Origin of the sequence: Hymenobacter sp. IS2118 (assembly GCF_000715495.1) — a bacterium.
Lineage (GTDB): Bacteria > Bacteroidota > Bacteroidia > Cytophagales > Hymenobacteraceae > Hymenobacter.
On the sequence record NZ_JNLX01000107.1, the window covers coordinates 1 to 9,851 of the forward strand.

Consider the following 9,851-nt stretch of genomic DNA (forward strand, 5'->3'; position numbering starts at 1 on the left):
ATCGAACGCTTTTTCGGACGCATGAAGCAGTATCGCCGCTTGGCCACCCGCTACGAGAAGACCATCGTTTCCTTCCTCGCGTTCTGGCATATCGGAGCAGCACTTGATTGGCTTAGATGAATAACTCATTTCTTAATGTCCTCACGCCCTAGTCCAGAGCAAGTCCCCAAGTTTGCCCACCAGGCACCCAGGGTTTCGAATAAGGAAGCCGAGTGATTCGCTCAAGCTGAAATTGCAAACAGCCGGCTCCCACTACGGGGGCCGGCCGTTTTTCTGTCACTCAACCCGTGCTGCGGCAGCACTTTCTGCTTGTGGCAAGGAGGCTATTAGCAGCATCTCGGGCCTGCTTCGTCCTTCACTGTAGCAGGAAAATCAAACTGCCGAACCCCGTGGCAGCCGGCAACTCAGCGATGTATTTTATCTGCTGCTCGGTTTCCTCCAGCAACTTAAATTTTTGGCCGTTAATCCTCAGCTCCTTCGTTGTGCGATTGATGCTGTAGGACTGAGAAACGGTCTGGGGCTCGTTCTGATTGCATTTGATTGCGCCTTGGTTGATGAGTACCGTGCCATCGGCAGCGAACTTAAACGTATCGTCCTGCTCACAATTCGGGACGAGGTAAAAACTGGCGTTGGTGGGGTTGCTGGAAGGGTTTTTATCCTGCGTTCCCCGTTTCCAGGTTTTGGTGAGCAGAACCTCTGTATTCTGCGGGGCCGGAGTGTTGTCCTCGCAACTTGCAAGAAAGAGGGAAGCAGCGGCTGCCAATAGCAAGGAAAGTGTTTTTATTGCTGTCATCTTTTTCATTGCGCCTATTTTTTCACAAGGTACTCACGGCCCCGGTACATTGCCCGGCTAGTTTGTCATGGCCCAATGTGCTGGCTCCGAAACTACCAGCCGCCCCAAATCTGGTTGCGGCTTCTTTAAGCGGGCGCGTTACCTTTGGGTTGCTGATTTTACCTAGCTCCTTTCGCCACCTCCCAAGCCCACCCATGCCCGACCCGCACGCTCACGCCCACCTTTCCAAAACCGAACTGCTCGCCCGCAAAAACGAAGAAGCCCTGCTCGGCGGCGGCCAGGCCCGCATCGACTCCCAACATAAGAAAGGCAAGCTCACCGCCCGCGAACGGGTTGACTTGCTGATGGACGAAGGCTCGTTCGAGGAAATTGGCAAATTTGTGATGCACCGCGCCAAGGATTTTGGCCTCGACAAAGAGCACTACCTCGGCGATGGCGTGGTGACGGGCTACGGCACCGTGAACGGCCGCCTGGTGTACGTTTTCTCGCAGGATTTCACGGTTTTTGGCGGCTCGCTGAGCGAAACCCACGCCGAGAAAATCGTGAAAATCATGGACCTGGCCATGAAAAACGGTGCGCCCGTCATCGGCCTCAACGACTCGGGCGGCGCCCGCATTCAGGAAGGCGTGGTGAGCCTGGGCGGCTACGCCGACATATTCTATAAAAACACGCTGGCCTCGGGCGTGGTCCCGCAGCTTTCGGTCATTATGGGGCCGTGCGCGGGCGGCGCGGTGTACTCGCCGGCTATTACCGACTTTATTTTGATGGTGGAAGACACGAGCTACATGTTCGTGACCGGCCCCAACGTGGTGAAAACCGTGACCCACGAGGAAGTAACCAGCGAAGAGCTGGGCGGCGCCAGCACCCACTCGACCAAAAGCGGCGTCACGCATTTCAGCTGCGCCAACGAAGTGGCCGCCATCACGCACATCAAGCAGCTGCTGAGCTACATGCCGCAGAACTGCGAGGAAACTGCGCCCGCGCAGCCCTATGATACCAGCAGCGACGAAAGCCGCCCGACGCTGGACCGGCTGATTCCCGACAATGCCAACCAGCCCTACGACATGCGGGAGGTTATCGAAGGCCTCATCGACACGGACTCTTTCCTGGAGGTGCACCAGAATTTCGCGGAGAATATCGTGGTCGGATTCGCCCGTTTGGCCGGCCGCAGCATTGGTATTGTGGGCAACCAGCCGGCCGTGCTGGCCGGCGTGCTCGACATCAACGCCAGCACCAAAGCTGCCCGTTTCGTGCGTTTCTGCGACGCCTTCAACATCCCGTTGCTGGTGCTGGAAGACGTACCCGGCTTCCTGCCCGGCACCGACCAGGAATGGCGCGGCATCATCACCAACGGCGCCAAACTGCTCTATGCGTTCTGCGAAGCCACCGTGCCGCGCATCACCGTGATTACCCGCAAGGCCTACGGCGGCGCCTATGACGTGATGAACTCTAAGCACATCGGCGCCGACATGAACTACGCCTGGCCCACGGCCGAAATCGCCGTGATGGGTGCCAAAGGCGCGGCCGAAATCATTTTCAAACGTGAAATAGCCGCCGCCGAAGACCCGGCCGCCAAGCTCCAGGAAAAGGTGGACGAATACCAGGAGAAGTTTGCCACGCCCTACCGCGCTGCCCACCGCGGCTTTGTAGACGAGGTGATTCTGCCCTCCCAGACGCGCCAGAAGCTGATTCGCGCCTTTAAAATGCTGGAAAACAAAGTAGACGTAATGCCGCGTAAGAAGCACGGCAACATTCCGCTGTAAGGCTCCAACTCCATGAACTGGCTTCCCATTGGTAACATTCTTCTGGGCATTGGTGCATTTGCCGTGCTGGTGGGTTTACTGCTGCGGTTTCAGGTGGGGCGTTGGCTGCTAATCGCGCTGTTGCTGTTACTTACGCTCGTTGCGCTGATGAATGGCGAATCTGCCGATACTCCGGACACCGACGACCCAATAAAAACCAGCGGATATTGGCTGCTGGGCGGTGGCATTAGCTTACTGGTCGGACTGGCACTCCGCACATTAGCCAGCAAGACAATTTAATTTTTTCTCTTTCGCATATGCGCCCCGAATCCTTCGAATTCCTCCAAACCTACCTCAACAACCCCTCCCCTACCGGCTTCGAGAAAGAAGGCCAAAAGCTGTGGCTAGAGTACATTAAACCGTATATTGACGAGTATTTCGTGGATACTTACGGCACGGTGGTAGGCGTAATTAACCCCAAGGCGAAATATAAAGTAGTCATTGAGGCGCACGCCGATGAGATTTCCTACTTCGTAAATTATATCACGAAGGAAGGCTACCTATACCTGCGGCGCAACGGTGGCTCCGACCCCTTGGTGGCGCCCAGCAAGCGCGTTAATATTTTCGGGGAGAAAGGCATTGTGAAGGCTGTGTTTGGCTGGCCCGCCATCCATGTGCGCAAGGTGGAGCAGGACAAGGCGCCCACCATCGAAACGGTGTTTCTGGACTGCGGCGCAAGCAGCGCCGAGGAAGTAGCCGAGATGGGCGTGCACGTGGGCTCGGTGGTCACGTTCGAGGACGAGTTTACGGTGCTGAACGACAAATTTTACGTGGGGCGCGCGCTCGATAACCGCGTGGGCGGCTTCATGATTGCCGAAGTGGCCCGGATGCTGAAGGAGAACAACAAGAAATTACCCTTCGGCCTCTACATCGTGAATGCAGTGCAGGAGGAAATTGGCCTGCGCGGCGCCGAGATGGTGGCCCACCGCCTCAATCCCGACGTGGCCATCGTCACGGACGTGACGCACGACAGCCAGTCGCCGATGTATGAGAAAAAGACAGCTGGCGACATTAGCTGCGGCAAAGGCCCGGTAATTACCTACGGCCCGGCCGTGCAGAATAACCTGCGCGACCTCATCATCGACACGGCCAAGAAGGCCGAAATCCCCTTCCAGCGCGCCGCCGCCACTCGTGCCACCGGCACCGATACCGACGCCTTCGCCTACTCCGGTTCCGGCGTAGCCGCGGCCCTGATTTCGCTGCCGCTGAAATACATGCATACCACCGTTGAAACGGTACACCGAGACGACGTGGACAGCGTGACCCGCCTGATTTACGAAACCCTGCTACGCATCGAAGACGGCCACGACTTCCGGTACTTCACCTAATCACGGATTCGTCGGATTAACGGCGGACTTATCGAATTTTGTGCACGTTTTTTCAATAGCGGAAGCTCATCACCCACGACGACGGGCGTTTTTACCGCTTTGTGTTCGCGCTAATTATTATTGCCAGGACTTACGCCCTCAGTTGCTGGCGCGCGTCTCCGACGCGTTGCCCACTGGTTTTACGTCTCCGACGCGCGGAGCTAACGAGACCAGCCGGGGCGAACGGCGGCGTTTGGAAACGCCAAGCCAGCAAGCCACGCGTCAAAGACGCGCGCCAGCGGCTGAGGGCGTAAGTCCTGATTGAGATGATGTTGACGTTTACAAAATCCGTGAAATCCGCTATTATTCCGACAAATCCGTGATTCCGTTGAATGTAACTGACCAACTGGGGCGGCGTGTGGCGGTGCCCTTTCCCCCGCAGCGCATCGTGTCGCTGGTGCCTTCGCAAACGGAGCTGCTCTTTGATTTGGGATTGGCTGAGAAAGTAGTTGGCGTCACCAAATTCTGCATTCATCCCGCCGAAGCCCGCACCACAGCCACGGTAATTGGCGGCACCAAGAACTTTGATTTCGAGAAAATAGCGGCGCTGAAACCTGATTTAATAATTGGCAATAAGGAGGAAAACTACCAAGCCGGCATTGAGCAGCTGGCGGCCGATTACCCGGTGTGGCTGAGCGACATCAGCACCCTGCCGGAAGCGCTGGATATGATTCGGCGCGTGGGCCTGATTGCCGGCGCCAAGGACAAAGCCGCCGCGCTGGCTGGCGAAATAGAAGCCTCTTTTGCGCCGCTGAGCGACTTTGAGCCGGGAGTGGCTGTCGCGTACTTCATCTGGAAAAAACCCTACATGGTGGCCGCAACCGGCACGTTTATCGACGACCTGCTGCGACGCGCCGGGTTCGTCAACGCCTTCGCCCACCTCACGCGCTACCCGGAAATAACCGCCGCGCAACTGGCCCTCGCCGCGCCCCAACGCATTTTATTATCCTCCGAACCGTATCCGTTCGGCGACAAGCACGTCGCAGAATTTCAGGAAATTTGTTCTGGTGCGACGGTTGAAATTGTTAATGGCGAGCTGTTCAGCTGGTATGGCAGTCGGCTGCGCCAATCGGCCGCCTATCTCAGCCAGCTTCGGTCGTAGTGAAACCGCTTTTGGCCAGCTCTTTCCAGAACTGCGGGTAAGATTTTTTCACCACTGCGGGCGACTCAATGGTGAGGGGCCCTAGCATGGCCAAGGGTGCGAAAGCCATTGCCATCCGGTGGTCGTGGTAAGTGGCGACTGACTGCCCGTTCACGGCAAACCCGCTCGATTCGGCTCGGAATCGCCCTTCGCCCATATCACGCAGGGCGCCGCAGAACTTGGCCAGCTCCGTTTGCAGGGCCAAAATGCGGTCGGTTTCCTTGATGCGCAGGCTTTCCAGGCCCGTCATTTCCACCGGAATGTTGCGGGCGGCCGCTACTACGGCTACGGTTTGAGCCAGGTCCGGGCAGTCCGTGAAATCAAACGCCAGCACTTGCGTGGCATCTGCTATTGGCTGCTGTTTTAGGTGAATGCCATCTGGCAAAAAGGTGGTTTCCACCCCAAAATGCGCCATCATGCCCACAATGGCCTGGTCGCCCTGCAATGAAGCCTGACGCAGCCAAGGCAGCGTGATTTCGGAGCCCGCCGGCGCCATCGCCACCAAAGCATACCAGTAGCTGGCCGCCGACCAATCCGATTCCACGGTGTAGTCGGTGGGCCGGTACGCAATGGGGCGCACCGTAAATGTGTCGCCTTCCACCGAGTAGTCGGCGCCAAAAAGCTGCATCAGCGCCACGGTCATGTTGATATAGGGCCGCGAGCCAACGTGGCCGGTGAGCTGCAGGCGCAGCCCGCCGGGCAGCCGCGGGCCCACCATCAGCAAGGCCGAAATGTACTGGCTGCTGATGTCGCCGCGCACGGCTAGTTCGGTTGGCGCCGGGTGGTTGGGCGCGTGGGCGCAGCCCGCCAGCTCCAGCGGCGGGAAGCCTTCGTTGTTGAGGTAATTAATACGGGCCCCGGCCTGCCGCAACGCCTCGACAAGCACCGCAATGGGCCGCTCCTGCATGCGGGCCGTACCGATGAGCTGGCCGCGCCAGTTGGTGACGGCGAGGTAAGCCGTGAGAAAGCGCATCACGGTGCCCGCATCTTCGGCGTCGAGCACGTTGGAACCGGGCGCGGCGGCCAACAAGCCGCGCATGAGCTGGGTGTCGTGGGCGTCGGAGAGGTTGCTGAGGGTGCCGCCGCCGGCCAGGGCCTGCAGAATAAGGGCGCGGTTGGCTTCGCTTTTGGAAGCCGGAAGATGAGCGGTGCCGCCGAGCGGGCCGCCGGGCCAGGATAAGTGCATAAAAATTGAGGTAAGCTTTAGCTGGCACCGCAGGGCCGTTGAAAGTAGATTGAAGTTGAAAACGGCAAGCTGAAGCTTACCTCACCCCTAGAGCCGGTTGTAGTAGCGCAGCGACTCGGCAATTTCCGCTACCGTCACGGGCTGGTCGAACACGCCGTTGCCAATGCCGTTGAGCAGCGTGCAGTTGATGGTGCTACCCGCATTTTTTTTGTCTTGCCGTGCAAATTCTGCGATGGCATTGGTTTCGAGCCCCACAAAGGCAATTTTATCAAAGACCGAAAACACGAAGGTTTCGATTTTGTCCAGCTCCTCGGCGCTCAGCAGGCCGCGCTGCACCGAAAGCCAGCTTTCGCAAACCAGGCCCGCGGCCACGGCCTCGCCGTGCAGGGCTTCGCGGCCGGGCTGCGTGAGGAGGTAGCTTTCGAGGGCGTGGCCCACGGTATGGCCGAAATTGAGCAGCTTGCGCGGGCCGCTTTCCAGCGGGTCCTGGGCCACGATGCGCTGCTTCAGCGCCACCGATTCGCGGATGATGCCCGTCCAGTCGTCGGTGAGCCAGCCCAGGCGGCGGTTCTGGTCGAAGGCGTCGGCGTCAGCAATCAGCCAGTGCTTGAGCACTTCGGCATAGCCGGACTTCAGCTGGCGGGGGTCGAGCGTTTGCAAAAACCGGGGGTCAATAAAGACGGCCGCCGGGGCCTGGAACACGCCCAGCTGGTTTTTGTAGCCCTGAAAATCAACGCCCGTTTTGCCGCCCACGCTGGCATCAACCTGGGCCAACAGCGTAGTAGGCACCTGCACAAACCGGATGCCGCGCTTGTAGAGCGCCGCCGCGAAACCGCCCAAATCCGTGACCACGCCGCCGCCCAGGTTCACCAGCACGGCGTGGCGGTCGGCCCGCTGCTCGGTGAGCGTGTTCCAGACCGTAGCGCAGCTATCCAGGGTTTTATACTCTTCGCCGGCGGGGATTTCGATGAGGCAATAATCGGCCGGCAGGTGCTTTTCGAGCAGCGGCAGGCACAGGCGGGAGGTATTGCTATCGACCAGCACAAACACGCGGGTCACGGCCGGCCGGTACAGCAGCTCGGCCAGAGCCGGCAGGGCTTCGGGCCCAATCAGAACAGAACTTTCCATGGCGCAAAAGTCAGGATAAATTTTTCGGCTGCCCAAGGCAATGATGCAACCAACCGGCGTCAACAGCGGTCATCCGGTTGCTTTGTTCCTGTATTTGCCATTGCGCTACGCTTTTCTCACTACCTGATTCAGCGGGTTGCACACTAGCTTCTGTCATTTATGAAAGTCCTGTCGGTTTTCTCCTTCCTTATCCTCGCTATTTCGGCCTGCAGCACTACCCCAGACCCTAGTCCGGTAATATTGGCTGATACCGACGTATTAATGAAGGCAAATGGATATTGGGAATGGCAAAGCAGCTCTGGCTTTCGGTGGCAGCAAACGCCCGCCAGCGTGGGATTCAGCCGGCAACTGGTGTTTAAAAGCGACGGCAAGGTCCACATTTATCACAACCACCAGCCCGAGCTTCAGGCCGTGTACCGGCTCAGCACGGGAGTAAATAACAATTGCCAACCACCACAACCACAGCCGGTAGCGGTGCCCATGATTGAGTATACAGCCGAGCCCCAATTTTTGAATAATGGCCTGCGAACTTATGGCATTTCCGTATCGGCCAATGACAGCATGCTGTATATCACAAATACCGCCCTATGCGCTGATGGAGGCGCTGCAGAGCTTTACCACTGGCGCAAGAAGTGATATATAGAGCATTAGGAAGCATTCTCTCGAGTCCGGCAGTTGCGACCCGCTTCACATTGTGTGCAATGCTACCGGCCCTTACTTGTGTAATCTGTCTGTGTATCCAATGGACAACACACTTTCGGGCTTGCGGCGGCGTGTTGATGTCTCATGCGCAATGCATACACGTGGACTAATGTAACGCCCTTCTCCACTATTCTTCTTGCCGAATATGAAATTCATTTCCCTCTTTGTCACGTTACTCACCGTGGCTTTTATTACTGGCAGCTGCACAAAAAACGGGGAACCTGCCACCAGCCTGTCCGGGACTTGGCAGCTCACTGGTCGCGAAGGTTATCGAGCCCCTACCCCCAGCGGCTCGCCCAACGAAGCGGTCACCTTCACCGGGGCCGAATTCTATTTCTACAAAGACAACCGGCAAACGGGCTACGGCACCTACGCTTTCGTTTCAGGTAGCACCTGCGGCAACCCAGCTTCTACTCCCGTTTTGCGCTTCACCTACGCCGATGTCAGTAATACCTTGGCAGACGCAGTAGCCACGGTAACGGGCAATACCCTCGTGCTGGATTACGGTATTGCGTGCGACGCCCCACGCGAAACCTATGTGCGGGTACCCTGATTTTTTCTATCGCCTCCTCCTTTCTCCCATGAAAGTTGCTTTGCTCTTCGCTTCCTGGTTCATCCTGGCTTTCGGTATGGCCAGCTGTAAGAAGGACTCTGACCCCTCGGGGCTGTCTGGAACCTGGCAGCTTACCAGGGTCACGGACTGCTACTGCGCCGGCGACCCAAACGGCCCATTTGACGAGACGCTGACCTTTACTGACACGAGTTTCTTTTTCAGTAAAGGCGGCAGAATCGAAAGACAAGGCACCTATGTCCTGGACGTCGGCGCCAAGTGCGGTACCACTGAGCTGCTCGCAGTACTCGCCCTCACCGAATCAGGCAACCCGCCTACCTACAAGATACCCTTCGCTGTGGACGGACAAACGCTAGGGCGTGAGGACATTAAGAAATGAGTTATTCATCTAAGCCAATCAAGTGCTGCTCCGATATGCCAGAACGCGAGGAAGGAAACGATGGTCTTCTCGTAGCGGGTGGCCAAGCGGCGATACTGCTTCATGCGTCCGAAAAAGCGTTCGATTTTGTTGCGGTCGCGGTAGGCATTCTCGTCCAGGGGCAGCGGTTGGGTGCGGTTGGGGTGGCTGGGGATGACGGCTTGAATACCGCGTTGAGCGCAATAGGCGCGGGTTTGGTCGCTGTCGTAGGCCGTGTCGGCCACTACCTGGCCCACGTCGAGGCCGTCGAGCAGGGGCAGCGCCTGCGGGCTGTCGCCGGCCTGGCCGGGGGTGGCGAGCAGGCGCACCGCGTTGCCCAGCGACTCGACGCAGGCGTGAATTTTGGTGCTCATCCCGCCCCGGCTGCGGCCGAGGCACTCGGTCTGAGCGTCGCTTTTTTTTGGCCCGCCGCGTGCTGGTGCGCCCGCACGATGGTCGAGTCGAGCAGCACCCAGTCCAGCTCCGGCGCTTGGACGACCTGGAAAAGGCGGCGCCAGACGCCTTTTTCGGCCAGCCGGCGGAAGCGTTTGCGGGCCGTGTCGGACTTGCCGAAGCGTTCGGGCAGGTCGGCCCACGGGCAGCCGGTGCGCATTATCCACACCACAGCGTTGAAAAACAGCCGGTTATCGACGGCCGTCGCCCCGCCATCGGCGGCCTTGCCGGAGAGGTGCGGGGCAACCAGGGCCCAGGTAGCATCAGAAATTTCGTGACGGCGCATGCTGAAAAGTAAATAAGCAGTAAAC

The 9,851-nt window shown here is 58.3% G+C and carries 11 protein-coding genes and 1 pseudogene; 8 read left to right on the forward strand and 4 right to left on the reverse strand.

Translation table 11 applies throughout. From position 1 onward, the window contains the following. A complete protein-coding gene (locus GM79_RS26485) occupies positions 1 to 120 on the forward strand; it encodes a transposase (protein WP_410471173.1) in 120 nt (39 codons plus the stop codon). 235 nt (positions 121 to 355) lie between these two features. On the opposite strand, the gene GM79_RS09440 is transcribed toward GM79_RS26485, so the two are convergent. After that, positions 356 to 802: a hypothetical protein gene (locus GM79_RS09440; RefSeq protein WP_035562781.1), complete on the reverse strand. Its 447-nt coding sequence runs from the start codon at positions 800 to 802 to the stop codon at positions 356 to 358. Between the two features lie 185 nt (positions 803 to 987). On the opposite strand from GM79_RS09440, the gene GM79_RS09445 reads away from it, so the two are divergent. The 4 genes from GM79_RS09445 (at position 988) to GM79_RS09460 (ending at position 5,064) form a co-directional block, all read left to right on the forward strand. After that, on the forward strand, positions 988 to 2,556 hold the full coding sequence (locus GM79_RS09445) for an acyl-CoA carboxylase subunit beta (RefSeq protein ID WP_035562783.1): 1,569 nt from the start codon (positions 988 to 990) through the stop codon (positions 2,554 to 2,556). A 12-nt stretch (positions 2,557 to 2,568) separates the two neighbouring features. Then, positions 2,569 to 2,835: a hypothetical protein gene (locus GM79_RS09450; RefSeq protein ID WP_035562786.1), complete on the forward strand. Its 267-nt coding sequence runs from the start codon at positions 2,569 to 2,571 to the stop codon at positions 2,833 to 2,835. A gap of 17 nt (positions 2,836 to 2,852) precedes the next feature. Continuing rightward, complete coding sequence (locus GM79_RS09455; RefSeq protein ID WP_035562789.1) at positions 2,853 to 3,923, forward strand: M42 family metallopeptidase; 1,071 nt, start codon at positions 2,853 to 2,855, stop codon at positions 3,921 to 3,923. Between the two features lie 358 nt (positions 3,924 to 4,281). After that, the gene (locus GM79_RS09460) at positions 4,282 to 5,064 is read left to right on the forward strand and encodes a helical backbone metal receptor (RefSeq protein ID WP_316930107.1); all 783 of its coding nucleotides are present in this window, start codon (positions 4,282 to 4,284) and stop codon (positions 5,062 to 5,064) included. On the opposite strand, the gene GM79_RS09465 is transcribed toward GM79_RS09460, so the two are convergent. After that, a complete protein-coding gene (locus GM79_RS09465; protein ID WP_035562792.1) occupies positions 5,045 to 6,289 on the reverse strand; it encodes a 3-phosphoshikimate 1-carboxyvinyltransferase in 1,245 nt (414 codons plus the stop codon). The genes GM79_RS09460 and GM79_RS09465 overlap by 20 nt on opposite strands. A gap of 87 nt (positions 6,290 to 6,376) precedes the next feature. Beyond that, complete coding sequence (gene aroB, locus GM79_RS09470; RefSeq protein ID WP_035562795.1) at positions 6,377 to 7,417, reverse strand: 3-dehydroquinate synthase; 1,041 nt, start codon at positions 7,415 to 7,417, stop codon at positions 6,377 to 6,379. A 159-nt stretch (positions 7,418 to 7,576) separates the two neighbouring features. Here aroB and GM79_RS09475 point away from each other — a divergent pair, with 159 nt between their 5' ends. From GM79_RS09475 to GM79_RS09485, 3 genes are all read left to right on the forward strand, one after another. Further along, positions 7,577 to 8,053, forward strand: coding sequence for a hypothetical protein (locus tag GM79_RS09475; protein ID WP_035562799.1), 477 nt, complete (start codon positions 7,577 to 7,579; stop codon positions 8,051 to 8,053). 211 nt (positions 8,054 to 8,264) lie between these two features. Continuing rightward, on the forward strand, positions 8,265 to 8,672 hold the full coding sequence (locus GM79_RS09480; RefSeq protein WP_035562802.1) for a hypothetical protein: 408 nt from the start codon (positions 8,265 to 8,267) through the stop codon (positions 8,670 to 8,672). 28 nt (positions 8,673 to 8,700) lie between these two features. Next, on the forward strand, positions 8,701 to 9,069 hold the full coding sequence (locus tag GM79_RS09485) for a hypothetical protein (protein WP_035562805.1): 369 nt from the start codon (positions 8,701 to 8,703) through the stop codon (positions 9,067 to 9,069). Between the two features lie 5 nt (positions 9,070 to 9,074). On the opposite strand, the pseudogene GM79_RS26490 reads toward GM79_RS09485, so the two are convergent. After that, positions 9,075 to 9,851: pseudogene (locus tag GM79_RS26490) on the reverse strand (IS5 family transposase); the annotation flags it as partial.

Bases quoted from the DNA above. Each gene is read 5' to 3' on its own strand.
- GM79_RS09485 (WP_035562805.1), top strand. From the start codon at position 8,701: ATGAAAGTTGCTTTGCTCTTCGCTTCCTGGTTCATCCTGGCTTTCGGT.
- GM79_RS09455 (WP_035562789.1), top strand. From the start codon at position 2,853: ATGCGCCCCGAATCCTTCGAATTCCTCCAAACCTACCTCAACAACCCC.
- GM79_RS09475 (WP_035562799.1), top strand. From the start codon at position 7,577: ATGAAAGTCCTGTCGGTTTTCTCCTTCCTTATCCTCGCTATTTCGGCC.
- GM79_RS09445 (WP_035562783.1), top strand. From the start codon at position 988: ATGCCCGACCCGCACGCTCACGCCCACCTTTCCAAAACCGAACTGCTC.
- GM79_RS09465 (WP_035562792.1), bottom strand. From the start codon at position 6,289: ATGCACTTATCCTGGCCCGGCGGCCCGCTCGGCGGCACCGCTCATCTT.
- aroB (WP_035562795.1), bottom strand. From the start codon at position 7,417: ATGGAAAGTTCTGTTCTGATTGGGCCCGAAGCCCTGCCGGCTCTGGCC.
- GM79_RS09440 (WP_035562781.1), bottom strand. From the start codon at position 802: ATGAAAAAGATGACAGCAATAAAAACACTTTCCTTGCTATTGGCAGCC.
- GM79_RS09450 (WP_035562786.1), top strand. From the start codon at position 2,569: ATGAACTGGCTTCCCATTGGTAACATTCTTCTGGGCATTGGTGCATTT.
- GM79_RS09480 (WP_035562802.1), top strand. From the start codon at position 8,265: ATGAAATTCATTTCCCTCTTTGTCACGTTACTCACCGTGGCTTTTATT.